A 19,898-nucleotide genomic window follows, 5' to 3' on the forward strand; every position below is an offset into this window, starting at 1 on the left:
ATGCGGCGCGCTGCGCGCCCCGCACAGGCTAAAGCCTTTAACAGAAGGGGGCTGCACATCTGCAGCCCCCTTTAATCCGACCGATTGCCAACCAGTCTATTCGGCATTCTTAAACTGAACTTCGTACTTCTTGCCCATCCGCTCACCAATCTTTATGACGTACTGGCTCAAGAGAGTTTTAGCTCTTTCACGAGCGTTGCTCATCAATGTCGAATTGCCCTCGACACTTTTTATCATTTCGTTTTGGGCTTCTTCAAGCGCAGCGGACTGATCAACTGTCGTAATAGGAGTTAGCAGTCCGGTATCACTATAGATATCGGAAAAGGTGCTCTCGTCGGCTTGGGGCTGACCGAGGACCTGCGCATTAGGGACTGTGATAGTTACGACATTATTCTCATCCGGTTTACCGACATTTACCTTGGCAACATCAACACCCAACTGCACGGTTCCGTCGTACTCGAACCACGCTTTCTTGTAACCCACGTTTATCCCAAACAGCATATCGGTGCCATCGTTATAGATTTCTGCGACGTTATGGAATCTACACTCAACGGTAGCAAGCTCGGCAATCTTCGTATAACCAGAGAAATCGGGCTCTTCGTCCTTTTTGGCACAGCCCGAAAGTACAGCAAATGAAAGCGCCGCCACGAGGGCGAAGCAAACTAACCATGGTTTACGCATTGGAGTCAGCCTCCCCCTTGTACTCGGCCAACGGTTTGAAATCAAGCTCGTACTTATCCTCGATAAGCGGCAGCGTCAGCGCCTTTACGGTATCCCGCAAGCTCGCGTCCGCCTGTTTTTTAATCTCCTTTTTATCGACTTCATCTGCGGCATCTTTGCGACAAAGTGACAGAACATCTTTCATATCTGCAGTAGCGTTTTCGGGAAGATAGCCAAACTTACTATTGTCGAGCTGTGGCTCACCCACCTGCGCTTTGGGGAGATAGGCGGTAACGATCTCGTTCTCTTCGTCAATATCAAACTGGATGTCGCTCATCGTATACGATGCACGAATATGAGCCTCGTATTTAACGCGATAGTCCACGCGATCCATCCAGAGAAACTTGCCGTGCTTCTCGACGATGCCGTGGTAGGTGTAATCAACCGTAGAAAGACTGTCGATATCTACAGCAGACTTAAGATCCGATGTCGTGAGGTACTGAGTTTCGTGGTTATCGGTTATCCAAGGGAGGGCGCCGCCAAAAAAAACCGGCAAGGGCCACCAATATGACCGCGACCAAAACAATCTTTACTTTGACCGATAGCTTTCCAAAATGCTTGGCAACCTTCTTACCCCACTTGTCATTCGCCTCGACCGCTTCTTTTCGAGGCGCTTCCACACGCTCATCATGCCCGGAGGTACATTCGGACTGAATGTACCTCTCGTGTTTGCTATGTTCCAAAACAAACCTCACTCATACCGTTGAGTAGTAATCTGCTGGTAGAATTCTATCAGCAGTTATTGCACCCATTTCTTCCAGTTCGGTAGGAGGCAAAAATGAAGCGGTTGTATGCAGTTTTGGCAGTTGTAATTGCGTTGATAGCCCTCGTTCTTCTCGCCAGCACCATTGGCATTATCAGCATCAGGCTTTAGCCCGCCATCAAATACCTCGCACCCATCCCTCAGCAGATTCAGCCTCGGCCTTCAAACTAGGCGACCACACCGACATGCACAACGTCTGCGGGCTCATCGAGATCGGTGAGCCCACTTTCCGCAATCTGGTTGCCAAAAGCTCCACATTAATGATTGCCCGTATCGACATTGCGATCGATGTACGGTCAGGGAGTGTTGATAAAAAGTGACTTAATGCTTGACGTGTGAAGACGTAAAAGCCTGTATTCCAAATAAGGTGGGATCAAGCGTGTGCGTCGGCTTCTTGGCAAGCAGAGCAATGGGCGTACAGGATGTTATGCAAGAAATAGCGATGACAGAGGCACGCAAATAAGGTCGTGGATAGCAGCTCTCAATGGCCCCAAATTGCAACTAGCTTAAGGGCGCATCGAAAAACATAGCTGTACGAATGCAGTCAGGACCATAGTGAAACCCGATACCATGGCTACCAAACCGCAGCAGGCTCAGCACTAGTTGACAGTCCCCTTTTTAATGTGACACTCGATGCCGTGATCAAAACAAAAATCACGGACTTCCCTTGCACTATCACGATAGAAGCGGGCGCAGTCGTCGTAGGAGCTTGTTAGTCTGTCATAGTGCGTCCTGCCAAAAACAATTTTATCGACAAAAGAGATCTTGCGCAGCAGCGCATCCAAATCTTGCTCGCAGATATTTGGAGTCGGATATGGCTCCATGCTAACCCAAGTCTTACAGCCAGCCTTATGGAGAGACTCGAGAGCGGCAAGCCTGACTGAGTATGCCGCCGCACCGGGTTCCATCCTTTTCCGATTGTCCTCATCAAGCGACACCAAGGTAATTCCATAGGTGTTCAACGTCGCATTAGGTAACGCCGCAAGTTCAACGGGAAGCTCTCCTTTCGTTAGAATGCTGCACGGCTTACCGTACTCGTTAATGAGCCCAATTGCACCCAAGCTCATACTGCCAACTTCTGGATATCCGAGCATAAAAGGATCGGTTGTAAAGCACAGTTGAACCTGTTTTATCTCATCACAATAACGCGGCAACTCCTTGCGCAGCAGATCCAAAGTGTTGTCGACAAGGCTCGGCCGCCGCCATTCCTCGTATGTTTTGACACGCCCAAAACGTTTTGCCATTAAATATGCATAGCATGGGAAATTGCATCCATGCGAACAGCCTTGCACATGATTCATCGCCCAATCGCCATATTCAACTTTTGTACGGTAGAGCATACTTTTTCGATATATGTGCCCAAGTTGTTCCATTGTTCTTTAATTCTCTTCTCGCTGAACTTCCTCACACCAAAGATACGACCGACCTAAGCACTCATCTTGCTCGATAAACCTCGTCTTTGAGCGCAAAGCTCTTTTTTGGCTTTCCTTTCAAAGTGAACTTGACCGCACGCTCAAGAATACCTTCCTCAATCATTGGGCCCACATAGGTCTTCAAAATAGTATTGCTTCTGTCAAAGACTCCGCACTCGGAAATCAACGTGGCAGCAATATCACCCATTTTCATGTTTTGGTGAACGGGCATATGCTGGACAAAATCACGGGCCTTGGCCGCAATTACGGCAGTCTCAACATTGCGACCATCAACATCCACCGCAAACAATCCCAACTGCTTGCATTGCCAGTCGAAGTTGCGCTTAATCATGTTATCGTTCATCAGAACGCAACCGTCTGGGCTATTGGTCATATGGATCATTCTATATTTGACGAGCCCACCGACATTAACGCGTTTACTCATATCTTTGATAGGCATATTCGTTACATACTTATAGTAAGAACGCGCGTTGTTGCAAAAGAGTTCCGAGAGCGCATGTTCAGCCTGCCAAGCGTCGATCTTTCCAGCCTTATAACGAACGACCACTTCTTTCCAGTCGCCACTTCCGATGCAGGCATTCAGACGTTCAACCCAAACGCTGGCTTTCGTGAGCTCATTAAAGTCGTCTTCCGGCAGTTCAACTTCATTTGGAAGTGACAGTGGCACTTTCATGGCAGCGCAGGCAACGCGGAATAAGCCAAAACTATTGAAGTTGACCAGGGCCTCCGTGTGAGCCATATTCGGCGAATTAGTTAGAAGATCGAGTCGTAGGTCTTTAACCCCGAATGGATCGATGTAATAGAAGACTGTTGAGGGCTTACCGCCCCCACAAATGCTAGTTTGTTGTGCCTGTCTTATAGCATCCTCGCAACTGGAAACGATAATTGGCGGCTTGATATAGCCGCTAGCTCCCTTTGCTTCGTTAAATGTCGATTCGAGATGCTTTCTAGATTCCGCGTTGGATTCACTAAGAATGAACTGGATGGGCGTCTTTGAACGATTTTTCTTTGCAATTGCAAAATACTTAGAAAGGGCAATCAAGGGAGATCCTTTACTGCCATCGGCAAATAAACCCGCACCAGCAAAAGCATCGATATAAAGAATGCCGTTCCGTGAAGGTCGATACACTTTAGTGAAAAAAGGCGTTAGATAGCATGCCAGAAGATCATCCTTAGTCTCAGACCACGGATGTTTTGCCTGAAAGTAATCTGACTGGTTTTTTGCCATGCTAAGCCCACCTTGCTCTTAGTCCTCATCGTCTACTTGAATTTCTCAACCAGCAGCTGCCCGATGGCGCTCATCATGGCGCGATACTTCTCACTGTCCTCAAAGAGGCTAGTAAAGGAGTCCGTGTTCTCCACATAGGCGCGGCGAGCCTCCTCATCGAACACCTTGGGCAGCAGGCTTGATTCGAAGACCTGCCTGCCATCGCGACGGATGGTGTCGGCGACCTGCGGGTTTTCGGCGATACGCTTCCACAGCGTGTCGATAACCACACGATCTCCCTCGGTGAAGTTGCCAGCCCACTGCTCGTTGAACTTATCCACGAGCGCCTGCAGCGGGTCGCGCTTCTTGTCGGGCGTCAGGGTCTTGGCCGCGCCACCGGGATCGAGCACGCCACCGCCAGGCTCAAGCGAAATGCTGCCCTCGAACTCCTGCTTGAGCTTGTAGAAGCGCATCTCGACCTTGTCGTCCACAGCCTCGACGGGGATCTTCTCGACCTTGAGGAGGTGGCGCAGATAGCTTAAATACACGTACTCCTTATGTAGGTCTCGGTCAAACATGCGAACAATCTGGGTGATGTAGGTGTACCACTTGCAGAAGCTTCGCACCTTACGGCGCACCTGATAGCGCGAGTCGTCATCCAGCTCGTTGTAGCGCGAGACCGCAGGCTTCAAAACGGCAGCAAGCTTGCCCTGCACGTTGCCCTGCGACTTACCCTTGTCATCCGTGAAGACTATCTCGGCAGCGGCCTCGATGTCAGACTCGTCATAGAGCCCGTAGCCGCGAATATCGGTCTGCACCTGATAGAGGAGGTCGGTGTTAATCTGCTCGGAGAGTGACGTCTCGGTATAGAAGCGCTCGAACGCCTTCTGGATGTCCTCGGGCTTGTTCACGAAGTCGAGGATGTAGGTGTCCTCCTTGTCCGGGTGGATACGGTTGACGCGGCAGAGCGTCTGGACCGCCTTCACGTCCCTGAGCTTCTTGTCCACCACCAGCGTGTGCAGCAAAGGCTCATCGAAGCCCGTCTGGTACTTCTCGGCGACGACGAGCACGTCACCATAGTTATGAAACTCGGCCTTCGTTTGGCTCTCGGCGACTCGTTGTCCATCGTGGCCGACGTTGATAGACGGCTCGGTGTACTCGGGACCGCCGGGGCCATCCGTAGGGTCGCTGATGGCACCCGAGAACGCCACCAGCACCTCGATGTCGTCGTAGCCCTTCTTCTGCATGTAGCGCTTGATCTCGTGGTAGTAGCGGACCGTCGCGAGGCGCGACGCCGTGACCACCATCATCTTGCCCTTGCCGCGGATTTTGGTGCGTGTCACGTTGCGGAACGTCTCCACGATGATCTCGGCCTTCTGGCCGAGGGCATAGGGGTGCAGCTCCTTATACTTGCGGAGCAGTTTGAGCGTGGGACTGCTCGGCACATCGGGGTTGTCGGGGACCGTGCGCGCAAGCTCGACGGCCTCCGAATAGCTCACGTAGTTGGCGAGGGGGTCCATGATGAAGCCCTCCTCGATCGCTTGGCGCATCGAGTAGATATGGAACGGATGGAAGGTCCCGTCGGGCCACTCGTCGCCGAACATCTCGAGCGTCTGCTCCTTCGGCGTGGCGGTGAAAGCCACGAAGGTCAGGTTCTTGTGACGGCCGTGGCTCGCGAGCTCGTCGGCGAGCTGGTCCTCCCAATCGGCCGCAGCCCCCTCGGCTTCCGCTTCGATCTCAGCGTACTCCTCGAGCGCGTCGCGCTTGTCGGCAAGAGCGCTCTTGAGCTTGAGCGCACTCGTTCCCGTCTGGGATGAGTGAGCCTCGTCGACGATGATGGCGAAGCGCTTGCCCTTGCTTTCGACCTGCTCGTAGATCACGGGGAACTTCTGCAGGGTCGAGACGATGAGACGAGCGCCGCCGTTGATGGCGTCCCGCAGATCGGCCGAAGTCTTGTCCTTGCCGATGGTCACGACCGAGCCTATGGCGTGGTCGAAGCCCGAGATGGTCTCCTGCAGCTGGCTGTCGAGCACTCGGCGGTCGGTGACGACGACCACGGAGTCGAGCAGCGGGGTGTCATCCACGAAGAGGGATGCCAGGCGATAGGCCGTCCAGGCGATGCTATTCGACTTGCCCGACCCCGCCGAATGTTGCACAAGGTAGTTCTTGCCCGTCCCGTTCGCGCGTACGTCGGCGATGACCTTACGCACGGAGTCGAGCTGGTGGTAACGGGGGAAGATAATGCGCTCCTTCTTGCGCTTCACCTCGTTGCCGTGCGCATCGAGCTCCGTCTCTTCCTTGACCTCCAGGTGGAGGAACTTGTTGACGATGTCGAGCAGGCTGTCCTTCTGTAGAGCGACCTCCCACAGGTGACTCGTAGCATAGCCGTCGGGATTTGCGGGGTTGCCGGCGCCGCCGTCGTTTCCCGCCCCGGCTGAGCCCTGATTGAACGGCAGGAAGAAGGTCTTCGCGCCCTCTAGCTTGGTGGTCATGTAGACATTTTCGAGATCGACGGCGAAAAAGGCCACCATGCGCGTGTTGAACTTGAGGCAGCGGCACCGCGAGTCGCGGTCCTCGCGCCACTGGCGCATCGCGTTCTCGACGTCCTGACCGGTGAACTGGTCCTTTAGCTCTATACCCACCAGGGGGATGCCGTTCACATCCAGGACCATGTCGATGGTCTGGTTGCCCGTCTCGGCGAAGTGGAACTGGCGAATGCAGCGGCAGACGTTCTTGACATAGCGATTGGCGGCGCTTTCGTTAAGCCCGCTCTCCGGCTTGAAGAATACAACCTTGAAAGGAATTCCTCGATGCTTGAAGCCGTGTTTGAGCACCGCGACTATACCCAGGCGGTCGACGGCGTCGTTGAAGACCTTGGCGAACTTCGCCGTGGGATCGGAGTTGCACATGCGCTCGAAGCGCTCCCAAGCCTTGGGCTGCGTCGTCTGGATAAAGTTGACCAGGGTGGCGGCGTCGAGCGCGCGGTCACGGTGTTCCATGTAGCCGCCGCCGACCATCTGATAGGTGCCGTCCTCGACGTAGAGGAGCGAATGTTTATCGTCGCACTTAAGGAAACCGCCCGCAGGCGAGCAGAGGAACGACTCTATGTCCTGCTCGAGGTTCTTTTCCTTTGTCTGCGCAGACATGCTACAGCCTCATCTCTCTCAGCTCACGACCGAAAAGAACGAGCCACGGAAATATGCTCTTGTTTAGCACCATGTACATCTTCGCGCGCTGCTTTTCTGTCGGTGCCGTCCTCTTGTTGAACATATCCACCATGAACTCGTAATCGTTTCGGCCGTCGTAACCGTTGTACCTGTTGGGCGGAAAAGCACCTTTCTCGTAAAGGAAGGCGTAGAGACATCGAGAGAACAGGTCCCTGTTCATGCCGTCGAGTCGTACGTCCGGCTTTCTTGCCTCGAGGGCCTCCAGCAACTTGATTGCCGCTTTCCAACCTTCAACCTCGTTCTTGAGCTCATCGTTTTCGAACTTCAGGATGCAGGTTGAGCCTATTGGTGAGAGCTCGTTCCCGTTGACAGAGTTTTTGATAGTGAACTCATACCTAATGCCCTCGTGTCCGCAAAGACAATCGCCAGAAGCGTCCCCATTGTCACGGCATCCCGTCACGTGCCATTCGGAGATAGCGGCATCCCACGTTTTTGACGATGACGCTTCCAACACGATGCGAGGGAGACGATAGGAATCACCCATTGGCTACACCTCCCGCTTTCCGGTGACGGCCTCGTAAATGAGCGACTGCTTGTATGCTTTGAGGTCGGCGATGATAGCCTGCTTGGCCCCTATCGACTCGGCAATGGAAGCATACAGGTCATCCAGTTCCGCCACGATACGCTGCTGCACCTCGATAGAAGGCACTGGTACCGCTATGTCAAACAGATCGCTTGTATACAAGCGCCTGAAACCATCCGCAACACCAGAGATGCGAATTATAAATTCATCAATCACTGCTGCTGTATGGAATACGTACTCAAGATATTTCAGTGAGGTTCTCCCCATATCGATGGCCTGATAAACGGCATATTCCGGGCTAATCAAGCCGTTGTAAGGCGACACGTACATCACGCCGTAATACGCCTTTAGCTTATTGAAGACCAGGTCGCCAGCATGGACAATTTTGGCACCAACAAGGCTTGATGTCGGATTCGGTATGGCCAGTTCAATAGAACGAAGCACTCCACGAGCGATCGTAATTGACAGCGGCTCTCCGATTCCGTCAGGAGATTTATCCTTAGACTCCTTCAGCACGTATTTGAGTTTCTCCCGCGGCGCTTCGTGCGAAACTCTGGTAATCATCTCTTCCAAACGTGCAGAGCGATACAGGTTCAGCTCCTCGATAGACCGCTCGGCGGCGAAGACGGCGCGGTCGATCTCGCCGCACCTCTCGTCCAGGAAGTCCGCGATACGGCGCTGCTCGTCGAGGGGCGGCAGAGGCACCATTTCCGACTTTAGCTCAACAAGTGAAATATTTCTTTGGATTGTGCCGACCCCTCGGCTGCACAGCTCAAGCACCTGCACAAAAGGACCTCTAAATAGATAATTAGCGAAACGATCATCTATATTGCTTGTGCTTTTCTCGAGAACATAGTAAGCGGGGCTGACTATTCCGCGGTAAATAGATATCCCAACGGATCCACGCCATGCTTGTTGGTTGTTTAGAACAAAATTGCCCGGACGAACCAGCTGATACTTCAACAAAGATTTGCTTGGCTTATGCACCTGCACCCCATCAGAGTCCACATAGCGGATAACTCCACGATTCAAGTAGACCGAAAGGAGCTCTTCGCTCTCGCAATTTGTGATGGAGACCTGTGAGTACAGTCGTTTGAACGGTGCAAAAGTCCATCCCGCGGGCACCTCGCCGAGCCACTCGACACCATTAACCTTCATCTCCCGCATCGCTAGCGCACCTCGCCGAAGAGCGCCTCGAGGCTCTTCTCAAGCGTCTTCTCGTGCTCGAGGATGCGCTTGGCGATCTCGTCAGCAGGTTCGAGCTCGGCGTACTTGTAGAACACGCGCGTGAATGGAATGGTATAGCCCACCTTGGTCTTCTTCTTGTCCACCCAAGCGTATTTGTTGTACGGGCGCACCTCGCGCTCGATATAGGCGTCGATGTCCTGGTTAAGGGGAATGTCCTCAGTGTCGGCCTTTGCCTTGTCGGCTTGCATCTTCCCGTGCTTGTTGAGGACGGGCTCCCCGCTCTCGTCGACGACGGGACTCTCCACGGTCACGCGGTTAAAGCCGAACTCGACCGTCTCCATCAGACGCGCCTCGACAGAGCCCTCCTGTCCGTTGGACCCTTCGCCAGTCCAGGTACCGTCGCGGTACTCGGAATACGCCCGGACGATAAGATCGCGGCAGGATTTGGTGATGTCATTCTTCTTGTCGCCGATGCCCTTGCGGCGCTTCTCGAAGCACTGGGAGGCGTCGATGAGCAGCACGTGGTCACGATGCTCGGGCGCCTTCGCCTTGCTGAAGAGCCACACGTATGTAGCAATGCCGGTGTTGTAGAACGAGTCGCAGGGCAGCTGCACGATGGCGTCGAGCCAGTCGTTCTCCAGCACATAGCGGCGGATGCCGTCCTCGCCGCTGCCGGGTTTGCCTTTGTAGAGCGGGCTGGCGTCTTGGATGATTGCCATCACACCATCGTCCTTGAGCTTCGACAGCCCGTTGAGCACGAAGAGCATCTGGCCGTCGCCCTTGGCTGGGAGTTTCTCAACCGGGAAGCGCCCGCCGCCGGCGGTCTTGAACTCCTTCTCCACCGCAGCGGCCTGTGGGTTCCACGGGTCTCCGAACGGAGGGTTGGAGATGCAGTAGTCGAACTTGAAGCCCTCGAACTTGTCGGCGGACAGGGTATCACCAAAGCGCATGTTAGCGTCGTCCTCACCGCGAATGAGCGCGCTCGCCTTCGCGATGCCGAAGGTGAACGGGTTGAACTCCTGGCCGTAGCAGGTCACATGAGCATCGGCGTCGAGCTGGCGTAGGCGTTCCTCGGTGCAACCGAGCATCTGCGAGGTGCCCATGGTCTGATCGTAGACCGTCTTGGTGATGCGATCGCCTTCAAAGACGTGCGAGTCCGCCTGGATGAGCAGGTCGGTCATAAGGTACACGATGTCGCGGCTCGTAAAGTGGGCGCCAGCATCCTCGTCGTAAGACTCAGAGAAGCGCTGGATGAGATTTTCGAAGATATAGCCCATATCCACCGCACGGATTTTATCGGGAGACATATCGGCCTGCGGCTTGCAGAAGTCGCAGATAATCTGGTAGAGCAGTGGGGCATCCGGGTCGGAGAGGCGTTCGATCTGGTCGGCGAACTTCATGCGCGCCAGGATGTCCTGCACGTTGTCCGAGAACCCGTTGATGTAGTCCTTGAAGTTATCCTCGATGTTCTCTGGGTCGGCCTTAAGTGTCTCGAAGGTAAACTTAGAGGTGTTGTAAAAGGGGTATCCAGAGGCTTCGCGCAGAAAGCCGTCCTTCACGGCAAGCGTCTTGTATTTCTCAGCAGCGGCGAGAACAGCATCGTGTGTGGGAGCGAGACAATCATGAAAGCGCTTGATGACGGTCATAGGAAGGATAACCAGGCCGTACTCATGCGGCTTGTAGGGACCGCGCAGGGTGTCGGCAGCGCTCCAGATAAGGGATGCCTTCTCCTGAATATTAGCGCCAACGGCCTTGATGAGATCGTCGCTGTCTGCCATCGTTACTTCTCCTTCTTGGACAGATACTCGATGAGGCTCGTCTTTACGAGAGACGTGAAGCTAACGCCATTGAGAGCAGCCGCCTCCCTGGCGGCGTCGCGCATGTTCTTGGGAATGCGGACGGTTACTGCCACGTTCTCGCCATCCACGAGGAAGCTTCTGAGCTCGCTCGGGGTTGCTTCTCCGTCGATAAGGTCGGCGTACTTCATGGGAACCTCCGCGATTGCATGATGCAATACAAATGTGCCTATGATTCTAGCAAAGGACTGAAAACTAATTACCGTCTAGCACAGATGGATAGACAAGTAATTAACGCCAATAAGAAGGGGAATAATATTCTGGACCGTCGTCTCTCCCGCCTGAAGGAGCTCGATGAGAACTAGTCGGCAACTCAAAAAGACACCGAGCAAGCCGCTAACACACTTATCACGTTCCACAAAGAGATGGGTAAGCATGACGCCAGCTTGAGCGAGGGCGCTAATGGCATAGAATTGCAGCCAGACTGCCCGAACCTATTCATCACTTGTTGCCGGCAAGCTGTTAAGCGGCTCGCCCTCGCCGGCGGCACCAAGGTGCTTCTGCATCTTCTCGATTCGCTTAAGGGTTGAAGTCAAATACCCAAGACCCTTCTTCAACTGCTTAAGCAACCTGCTATCCCTGCGGTCCCCCTTTCCATTCTCCTTCTCGACATCTTCCTCAACACCAGCGATGCTGCGCTGCACGGCCTCGGCCGCCTTCCGCACCAAAATGGCCCCCTCATGCGGGCAGCGGTCAGTTGCCACATCAAGAAAAGCAAGGAGCCTCGAACATTCGACGAGCACGAACTGCGCGTAGTTCTCCCCCATCGACGCCGCCAAGGCAACGCCGCCGGAACCCAATAGACCAAGCGCGGCGCCGCCGCCCGTAATCAAAGCAGTGCCACCGGCCATGCCCATGCCGCCGGCGGCCAAGGCCCCACCGCCAGCTGCAGCAAGACTCGCATTGACAAGCGCGGCCCCGTGAAGGCCGACAAACGAGCCTCCAAAGATACCGACAGCAATATCCGGAGCCAATGCCGCGGCCACTCCTCCTGTGCCTACGAACGCCGCAGCAGCAATGGCACCGCCCACCAAGAGCTTTGGCAATGTATCTGAAAGCTCACGAGCGCGCGCCCCGCGATGCTTCTCGAGGGAACGTATGGCATCCGAATCAACCGCGTCTTGTCTCCTGGGAAATTCATCTTTAACCCAAGATCCACTCTCCTTCAAACCTTTGTATTCCTTCTTCTCTTCATCTCCTATCTGGAAATAGGGGCGAAACTCAACCAGCTCCTGAGCAATCAGCAAAGCGCGCACCTTGCCGCCTCGCTGCCGCGAAATAGCCTCAAGGGCTCCGTACGCATCTTCCTCGCTCAAAAAGTAGCCGTCTGCATCAATGCCTAGGCCATCCGCGACCGAATCCTGCCACGCGCGGGCCCAGCTCCTCTTTTGCCCTTTGCGCACTTCGTTCTTCTCATTCCCGCAGTCGTACTTGATGGCGGCAAGCTTCAGAGAGAAGGCAATCCTTGTCGTTTCTCTATCTAGGCTATAAAAGTGGAATCCATCGAAAATATCCTGGCGGCGCCTGGCGCGCTCAGCCCAAGCCTCGGACATTTCCTCCGCCATATAGTCCCAGTCGGCATTGAGTGCAAACGCAAGGCGTCCAACTCCGACGTAGTTTATACGCAAGAAGAACTTCTGGGCGAAAACGACCTTGTTCCCCTTGCATTCGACACCTGCCCTGACCGCCGCTGTCGCCAGATTCGCCAGAACAAACGAGGTGCTCGAAACCGTGACCATGCGAGTGAGGGCCCTACTGTTATAGGGCATAAAATGCGAAGCCTTGAGTTTGTTCAAGCCGGAGACCTTGCTCACTTCACAACGCTCTAGCTCGGCCTTGAGCCTTGAAAGCATGTAGAGACAACGAACGATAACCTCGTTGGCCACGACTGCTGGCACCTGGCTTAAGGCCTGATCGAGAAGACCGACTTCCGTCCGAAGGTCGAAGCGAATGGGCTTGCCGTCCTCGGTTTTGAACGCCGTTCCGTTAAACAGCTTTGAGATCCATTGCTGAATGCGAATACCCTCGCCCTTATAGGCAATCTGCACGTCTTGAAAAACAGGCAGGGAGGAGAGCTCCTTTAGCAGGGATAACACGACGCCGGGAATACCCGTCCCCTTACCGGGGTTTGAACTAGACCCCGCCATGTCGCTCATGAGATGCATCGCCCAGAACAGAGTGCCGAACGCGATCTTCTCTGGAACGTTTCTGCCTATAAGAGGGCAGTCGGGATCGAAGGCGACGGCAGGCAGGTCAAAGGCGACAAACCGGCCGGCCGTATCGGTACCATAGCCTTTGCCCGTGAATTGCGAGAGGATCGAACACGCAAGGCCAACCAAACTCGGGTGGTGCGAAAAATCCCGCAGATGATGCTGGAGCCCGCCGCCAAACTCGGCAGTCAGCTTGTCCGCTGCAAAAGGAAACTCTTTCTCCAAAAAGCGAATAGCATCTTCCAGAGTTGCATCCGCCTTTGTCATCCCCGCAGACTTGGCAACCGTAAGAACGAAATTGCCAGCCTTCTCATCGCCCCAGGCTTTGGCACCCTCTAGGTTGAAGTCTTTCTGCCACAGGATATTCAACGCGCCCGTGAGGAGCCCGCTTACGGCTGCAAGTTCATAGTCGAGCTTCGTAGCCCTTTCAGCCCGAGGGTCAAAATCGAAGAGGACCTCCTCCCCATCGGGAGCGTCCTTAAAACCAACCAGCACAGCGCTACCGTTCAGCGGTACAGATGTAACTTTGGGCAGTTGGGACATAGTGTAAACTATCTCGCCGCCACTAAAAACAAGCTCGTCTGCCATACCGGTTTCCTCCTGCAAACGCGTAAAATCAGATTGCTCTACGCCGCCAAATCCATCTCGTAGAAGTACTCGATAATCTCGATGATACAGTTGCTCATAACCTCGTCGGGATAGCTCGCATCTGGCAGCCCGTATGCCTCATTGTGCACGATAACGCGCGCAGCGCCACGGGTCCATGCCTGTCCATCCAGCGAATCATGTTTGGAAGCCGTTCTTCGATAATAGATGCCTTCTCGATGTCCATACTCATGACCTGCTTGGTCTCGGCGGGTGTCAGCGTGTCCTTGAATAGCGTCTCAAGCACAGCCCTCTGATGCTGATTCCGGAATCCCTCGCGCAACCATTCCTTCTGCTTGTCGCCAAATGAGCCCCGCCTACCTCCCCTCCGCCTTCAGCTTCAGCAGCAGGTCGCCCAGCTCGGGGCACTTGCTGGAAAGGCGCGTCTGAGCTCGCTCGCCCATCCCCCACCGTTGGCGGATCTCCTGAGCGCGCGGACTCGCGTGATAGTCCCCGTCCATCATCTGCTTGAGCAGCTTGGCGGTCACACGCGCATCGGCTAAGGCGCTGTGGGCTTGGCCCGTCGACTCGTCGAACTCGATGCCAAACCACGTTGCCGCGTCACTCAAAGAGACGCACCCGTGACTGCCCACGTCCATGATCGAGGTGTAAAACGCCTGCAGGTCGGCCCAGTCCGTAGGAAATGCGGAAAGATCGATATGCTTTGCCTGGCACTCGGTCAAAAGCTGTCGACGGTCCGCCCCGCTCCAGCAAACCACCTGGGCGGAGTAGCGACCGATGCAATCGCTGAACCTTTTGATCACCACATAGAGCGGATCGGCCATCGCGGTGTCCACAGCCGATATCCCCGTAAGCTCGCGGACGGGAAACGCAACGCCTTCGGTAAATTCCGTCTGCACAAACTGTGAGAACTCGCCCATAACGTTGCCGTGGTAATCGAGCTTGACGGCGCCGACCTCGATAATCTCGTTGCGCAGTCCACGGCGCTGGCGCTGTTTTGGCACCGGCGCAAACTCAAAGTCCAGCACGATCTGGCGCGCAAAGTTCGTCGTATCGATAGCCGAGATACACGGCGTCTTTTCAGCTGACACGGTTAGGGCCTTTCTCCGTTGCCTGCCGCTTGCTACATAGGCGGCTACATTGCCGTAAGGATAGGCGCCCGTGCGGACATGAAAGCGGGGCGCAATACCATACGCCAGGCACACGCCATGCAGACGGCCCCGAGAGCGCCGCCCACTCTATTCAAATGGATGAAAAAGTTGAGGCCCGGTGACTTGAATCAGAGGTCATCCCGGGCCCATCAGAGCTCGTAGAGCTCTTGGTTGCTTTGGTCTTGCTCTTCACGGCGCTTATCGAACTTTCCGAGGCACTCAAGCAGCATTCGAAGCATAACAAGTCGCTGCCATTAAGGCACTGACCTCTTGACCAAGCAACGGCGCTGCCCAGCTCTTCACTACTTGGGCTGCCGTCGACTTTATTCTATCCGCGAGCATCTGGTTTACCAAATGGATTTTCGGTAAAGGAAGCACGGCACGCCCCGCAAAACCACTACGCCCCAAGTGCCGCCACGGGGATCACCGCCACGCCGTCGTCGCGTGTGTAGGCAATGCTCCCCTTTCCAACCACGACCGCCAAAAACGCCGGCGCGGCATTCTGGGCGGCAGGATTGGAGAGCACTTTCCTCTCCAGCGCCTTGAGATTTCTCGCTCCATCGTCTGCTTTCGCATCACTCAGCTTGACCTCGATGGCTCCCCAGCGCCCGTCGTGCTCAACGATGAGATCGACCTCAAGGCCCTTCTCATCTCGGAAATAATGGACACTGTTGTCAACACCGCCGTAGGTGGAAAGGAACACGCGCACGTCGCGCAGAACGAGGTTATCAAAGAGCATCCCCAGCGTTTGCATATCGCCAAGCAGCCGCTCGGGGGTAGCCCCCAGCAACGCCGCCGCAAGTGACGGGTCACAGAAGTAGCGCTTGGGGCGCACGCGAACGCGGGCCTTCGAGCGCATGGGCGGCTCCCATCCGCACAGGTCCTCGGTCAGCTTGAGCCTGTTGAAGAGGTCCAAGTACGCAGCGATGGTCCTCTCGTCGGGGCCCGCCTCACCGTACGAGGCGTCCTTTACGAGCGTCTTGTACGTGACAGCCTGGCTCTCGTTCATGGCAAGAGCTCGCAAAAGGCCGTGTGCAAGCTCGGGCGATCATGCGATATGCGAAATTACGCCATTCTCAATGCTGTTTTTACGCTACTTTCAATGTAGTTTTTACGCCGTTATCGATGTAGTTTTTACGCTATTTTCATTGAAGGTTTTACGCTTGGCATCCTTAGCGCGACGCTCGCTCAACCCCTGACCACCGGATTGCCCGAATTCCGGGACACAGCTTCCACTCCAAACAAAAGGCCCCAGCTCGCGATGAGCTGCCTCCCATTTCTTGAACATTAGAAATGGGAGGCTTTCCACCCCATGCCTCTATCGGAAACGGCATCCCGTCCTGAGCATCGAATCCGGGACGTAGTTTCCGCATGCGGCCTCGTTAGGAAAGCATGTCCCACTCTGAGCGCTCATTCCGGGGTGCAATTTCCGCCAGAGACGCCGCCGGGAAAGCGCATCCCGGTTTGGAGCCAAATTCCGAGTCGTAGTTTCCGCCTGAGGGCCGATCCGGAAACGGCATCCCATTCTGAAGCCGAAATCTGGAACGCACTTTCCGCCAAAGGTCGCAAAAGGAAAGCGCAACCCATTCCGAGCATTACATCAGAGCGCGCTTGGTTATCTCCGCTCGCACATCTCGGCAAACGAAATCAGCTTGGTATCTCCCCTACTCTCTGCGGCATCCCGACATCCCTGCGTAAAGCCACGCTTCGAGAAGATCACGTAGCTTTTATGCTGCCGCCTAAAGAGCTCGCTTCGATGCACGAGCTTTTGCAGCACGTCTTCGCCCGCCGGTTCATTGCGCCATTTGCACTCCGCAAACAGTGCAGCGCCCTCGCCATCGTCAATAATCAAGTCGATTTCTTCCTGCGTATGCGTGCGATTATCCGTCCCCCACCAGCGCCCGACGCTCGCCGGAACCACATCGAGCAGGCCCGCACGCGCGAGTTCGTACACATACTGTCTGCATATATGCTCAAAGACCGTGCCCATGTAATCCGATATGTGCGGCTCAATGCGCTTATACGCCATCTCGGCCATATCGTTTTGAATCAGCCCGATGTTCTGCGGAACAAACTTGTACCAGAACCTAAACATCTGGTCGCTCAGTAGATACACGGCCCGCTTATTGCTCGTCTCGTTTAGGGGCAGCTCGCGCTCGACAATCCCAAGCGACGCCAGCTTATCCACATAGCTCTTTACGTTGCTCGCAGGGATTCCCGTAGAGCTCGCAATCTCCGAGATCTTCGAGCGCCCCTGAGCAATTGCTTGCACGATCGCATCATATTGCTCGGGATTGCGGCACTCTTGCATTAGCAGGTTACTCGGCTCCTCAAAGAGATAGCCCGTAGGAGTAAGAAAAAGACGTTTGATGTTGTCCTTGAGCGATACGGCAGGATCGACTTTCTCGATATATGCAGGAATGCCGCCCGTCATGCCATAGCAAACTGCAGCGTCTTCGCGACTCATGCTCTGCCACAGGCCGAGGGTCGTCGTAAAATCGAGCGGCATGATCTTAAACTGGGCCGTACGCCTACCGTATAGTGGGCTCTCGTAGCCCAACACCTGTTCCTCCATAAACGAAAGAGACGAGCCGCATAGAATCAGCATGAGCCTGGTCTCTTTGTACAGGTGATCAATCTTGTCTTGCAGCAACGAACTGATCTCGGGATTCGATTGGGCGAGGTAGGGATACTCGTCAATCACGACAATCAAACGTTCCGTGCGAGCCATGGTGGCCAATGCATCGAACGCCTCGTCAAAGCTACGAAACGACACGCCTGCAGCACCAACCGAGCCTGCAAGTATCGCCTGGCTAAAGCCGTGCAGGTTTGCCTCTGCATTGGTACGACGAGCTTGAAAGTAAATAGCATTCTTGCCTTGAATGAACTCTGTGATAAGGCGCGTTTTACCTACGCGACGGCGGCCGTAAATCACAGGCATCTCAAAGGAGCCCGTGCAATACAGTCGATTGAGCTCGGACATTTCCGCTGTTCTTCCGATAAACATAGGGTCATCCTTCCTTTACGTTATAGCTAGCTATATTATACCTTCCTATAATATAGCTAGCTATAACGTAATTCGACAAGCGGGCCACGCAAAAGGGACGTTACACCACCGCACGCGGACCGTCCCGGAAAACGCATCCCGTTCTGGTGCAAAAAACTGGGCCGTAGCTTCCGCCAAACATGCCATCCGGAAAGCGCGTCCCGCTCTGAGCGGCAATTCCGGGTCACAGCTTCCGCAGATACAAGGCGACAGTCCGCCGCCCTTATCACATGCCTTCAAATATGCGATCCAGAAACGCAAAACAGCAGATAGAATGCTCTTTTTCAAAAAAGTACACGTCCCGAAACTTACCCAGTCTTCATAACTCGCTACCGTTCAAGGTCGCCGATTACCGCCCACCGATTCGGATGTAAAAATGTCGCCGAAAACAGGCCATCTACCTGCATGGTTAGATTTTGGTCAGCTTTTGGTCAGCTGAGCGGCAAGTTCCAGCTGATACGTTTTTGCTACCCAAAAGGAGGCGGTAGCTCATGACCCATTGCAATGACCAGCTCATCGACCAACTGCTCACTCAAGCCGAACAAGAGGGGCGCTGTCTGATTCCCCCGAGCACGGCGATCCGAAAAGCGCTCCTTCGGCGCACCGGCGGCACGGTTGTCTCGCCCATGCCGGGGTTGTTTGCGCGAAAAACGCGCTGGGATGAACTCAACCGAGCGCAACGCCATTGCGAGATTATCCGCGCCCTTGCGATCATCCACCCCGATTGGACGTTCTGCTCGTTTTCGGCCGCCTGTCTGCTTGGGCTCGAGGTCTCGTGGCGGCACCTGAACGTCGTGCATGTTTGCAGCTCGACAAAGCCGTCGGCTCGTCAGGGCGCACATATTCAGCGGCACCAGATTGAGCCGGCCGGAGCAATACGCAGAGCCGGCATATCGGTAACGCCGCCAATCCAAACGGTCACAGATTGCCTGCTGCAAACTGGTTTTGCCGACGGCATGCCCATTGCCGATTCGGCGATTTTAAAGCTCGGCCTTGCACGGGAACAGCTGATGGAGGCCGTTGAGCAACGAGCGACTGCCCGCAATGGTCGCGCGATTCGCACCGCCCTCACAACGCTTCGATATGCCGACGCCCGCGCCGAGAGCGGCGGGGAATCGGTCACCCGAGCCGTCATGATCGAGACGGGCTTAGCGCCCGACTGGCTTCAATACGAGTTGACGGACCTCTTCGATTCGGCCAAGCCCATACGAACGGACTTTGCCTGGGAGCGCCAGGCGCGGGAACTCACGCTGGGCGAGCTCGACGGGCTCATCAAATATACCGACCAGACCATGCTGGCCGGACGCACCACCGCCGAGGCGCTCATCGCCGAACGACAGCGCGAGGCTCATCTATCGCTCTACGGTCACCCTCTGCTGCGCTTTACCATGAACGAGGTCCGCTCGGCAGGAATGCTCGCCAAAAAGCTGCAGACGGCAGGCATCCGGCAGACCGCGCTGCCGACATGGCTCAACGACGTGGAGCTGTAGGGGCCGCTGAACGGCGACTCGCCGCGTCGCATCTTGCCAATCTGGGACATGCTTTCCCAGCAGCCACGCTGGCGGAAAGCGCGTCCCAGTCTGGACGCTCAAAACGGGACGCACTTTCCGGATGGTAGGCCTAACGGAAAGCGTGTCCCAGAATGAACGCTCAAACTGGGATGCAGTTTCCAAGTGAACGACAACCGGAAAGTGCGTCCCATTCCAGGTGCGGATTCCGGGATGCACTTTCCGTTTGAAGCTCCAACCGGAAAGCGCATCCCACTCTGGAGCCGAATTCCGGGACACGCTTTCCGCTAGAGGATCAAAAGGAAAATGCGTCCCATTCTGAACATCGATTCTGGGATGCAATTTCCGTCGAGGGCTCCAAGGGGAAACTGCATCCCACTCTGAGCATCGATTCCGGGACACAGTTTCCGCTCCAAACAAAAGACCCCGGCTCACGATGGAGCTGGGGCCAAAGGCGCAG

General features: G+C 55.0%; 14 protein-coding genes. 1 reads left to right on the forward strand and 13 read right to left on the reverse strand.

The genetic code is table 11. The features are described 5' to 3' along the window. Positions 1–96 precede the first annotated feature (96 nt). The 13 genes from DW211_RS06595 to DW211_RS06660 all read right to left on the reverse strand — a co-directional run bounded on the left by DW211_RS06595 (position 97) and on the right by DW211_RS06660 (position 17,891). Positions 97–681, reverse strand: a complete 585-nt coding sequence (locus tag DW211_RS06595) for a DUF4230 domain-containing protein (RefSeq protein WP_118259948.1) — start codon at positions 679–681, stop codon at positions 97–99. Then, the gene (locus DW211_RS06600) at positions 674–1,216 is read right to left on the reverse strand and encodes a DUF4230 domain-containing protein (RefSeq protein WP_233540965.1); all 543 of its coding nucleotides are present in this window, start codon (positions 1,214–1,216) and stop codon (positions 674–676) included. The genes DW211_RS06595 and DW211_RS06600 overlap by 8 nt, the downstream gene beginning before the upstream one ends. A gap of 866 nt (positions 1,217–2,082) precedes the next feature. Then, on the reverse strand, positions 2,083–2,823 hold the full coding sequence (locus tag DW211_RS06605; RefSeq protein WP_199576713.1) for a radical SAM protein: 741 nt from the start codon (positions 2,821–2,823) through the stop codon (positions 2,083–2,085). Between the two features lie 94 nt (positions 2,824–2,917). Further along, positions 2,918–4,144, reverse strand: coding sequence for a three-Cys-motif partner protein TcmP (gene tcmP, locus DW211_RS06610; protein WP_118259951.1), 1,227 nt, complete (start codon positions 4,142–4,144; stop codon positions 2,918–2,920). A gap of 32 nt (positions 4,145–4,176) precedes the next feature. Beyond that, entirely contained in the window at positions 4,177–7,269 is a 3,093-nt protein-coding gene (locus DW211_RS06615) for a type I restriction endonuclease subunit R (protein WP_118259953.1), read from the reverse strand. A 1-nt stretch (position 7,270) separates the two neighbouring features. Further along, positions 7,271–7,834 carry a hypothetical protein gene (locus tag DW211_RS06620; protein ID WP_118259954.1) on the reverse strand — a complete coding sequence of 188 codons (564 nt, stop codon included), beginning with the start codon at positions 7,832–7,834 and terminating at the stop codon, positions 7,271–7,273. A gap of 3 nt (positions 7,835–7,837) precedes the next feature. After that, entirely contained in the window at positions 7,838–9,040 is a 1,203-nt protein-coding gene (locus tag DW211_RS06625; protein ID WP_118259956.1) for a restriction endonuclease subunit S, read from the reverse strand. A gap of 2 nt (positions 9,041–9,042) precedes the next feature. Next, a complete protein-coding gene (locus DW211_RS06630) occupies positions 9,043–10,839 on the reverse strand; it encodes a class I SAM-dependent DNA methyltransferase (RefSeq protein WP_118259957.1) in 1,797 nt (598 codons plus the stop codon). A 2-nt stretch (positions 10,840–10,841) separates the two neighbouring features. After that, the gene (locus tag DW211_RS06635) at positions 10,842–11,048 is read right to left on the reverse strand and encodes a hypothetical protein (RefSeq protein WP_118259959.1); all 207 of its coding nucleotides are present in this window, start codon (positions 11,046–11,048) and stop codon (positions 10,842–10,844) included. Between the two features lie 1,109 nt (positions 11,049–12,157). Continuing rightward, on the reverse strand, positions 12,158–12,220 hold the full coding sequence (locus DW211_RS10435; RefSeq protein WP_118259993.1) for a hypothetical protein: 63 nt from the start codon (positions 12,218–12,220) through the stop codon (positions 12,158–12,160). A 1,869-nt stretch (positions 12,221–14,089) separates the two neighbouring features. After that, a complete protein-coding gene (locus DW211_RS06650; protein WP_158568505.1) occupies positions 14,090–14,824 on the reverse strand; it encodes a 3'-5' exonuclease in 735 nt (244 codons plus the stop codon). Between the two features lie 457 nt (positions 14,825–15,281). Further along, complete coding sequence (locus DW211_RS06655) at positions 15,282–15,893, reverse strand: DUF4143 domain-containing protein (RefSeq protein WP_233540967.1); 612 nt, start codon at positions 15,891–15,893, stop codon at positions 15,282–15,284. Between the two features lie 606 nt (positions 15,894–16,499). Then, entirely contained in the window at positions 16,500–17,891 is a 1,392-nt protein-coding gene (locus tag DW211_RS06660; protein WP_118259964.1) for an ATP-binding protein, read from the reverse strand. Between the two features lie 530 nt (positions 17,892–18,421). On the opposite strand from DW211_RS06660, the gene DW211_RS06665 reads away from it, so the two are divergent. Next, positions 18,422–19,420, forward strand: coding sequence for a hypothetical protein (locus DW211_RS06665; RefSeq protein WP_118259965.1), 999 nt, complete (start codon positions 18,422–18,424; stop codon positions 19,418–19,420). The last annotated feature ends 478 nt before the right edge of the window (positions 19,421–19,898 follow it).

Origin of the sequence: Collinsella sp. AM18-10 (genome assembly GCF_003471585.1) — a bacterium.
Classification (GTDB): domain Bacteria; phylum Actinomycetota; class Coriobacteriia; order Coriobacteriales; family Coriobacteriaceae; genus Collinsella.

What these genes read in the sequence shown, in the direction of transcription:
- DW211_RS06655 (WP_233540967.1), bottom strand. Translation starts at nt 15,893, where the DNA reads ATGAACGAGAGCCAGGCTGTCACGTACAAGACGCTCGTAAAGGACGCC.
- DW211_RS06615 (WP_118259953.1), bottom strand. Translation starts at nt 7,269, where the DNA reads ATGTCTGCGCAGACAAAGGAAAAGAACCTCGAGCAGGACATAGAGTCG.
- DW211_RS06620 (WP_118259954.1), bottom strand. Translation starts at nt 7,834, where the DNA reads ATGGGTGATTCCTATCGTCTCCCTCGCATCGTGTTGGAAGCGTCATCG.
- DW211_RS06625 (WP_118259956.1), bottom strand. Translation starts at nt 9,040, where the DNA reads ATGCGGGAGATGAAGGTTAATGGTGTCGAGTGGCTCGGCGAGGTGCCC.
- DW211_RS06630 (WP_118259957.1), bottom strand. Translation starts at nt 10,839, where the DNA reads ATGGCAGACAGCGACGATCTCATCAAGGCCGTTGGCGCTAATATTCAG.
- DW211_RS06665 (WP_118259965.1), top strand. Translation starts at nt 18,422, where the DNA reads ATGACCCATTGCAATGACCAGCTCATCGACCAACTGCTCACTCAAGCC.
- DW211_RS06660 (WP_118259964.1), bottom strand. Translation starts at nt 17,891, where the DNA reads ATGTTTATCGGAAGAACAGCGGAAATGTCCGAGCTCAATCGACTGTAT.
- DW211_RS06605 (WP_199576713.1), bottom strand. Translation starts at nt 2,823, where the DNA reads ATGCTCTACCGTACAAAAGTTGAATATGGCGATTGGGCGATGAATCAT.
- tcmP (WP_118259951.1), bottom strand. Translation starts at nt 4,144, where the DNA reads ATGGCAAAAAACCAGTCAGATTACTTTCAGGCAAAACATCCGTGGTCT.
- DW211_RS06635 (WP_118259959.1), bottom strand. Translation starts at nt 11,048, where the DNA reads ATGAAGTACGCCGACCTTATCGACGGAGAAGCAACCCCGAGCGAGCTC.
- DW211_RS06595 (WP_118259948.1), bottom strand. Translation starts at nt 681, where the DNA reads ATGCGTAAACCATGGTTAGTTTGCTTCGCCCTCGTGGCGGCGCTTTCA.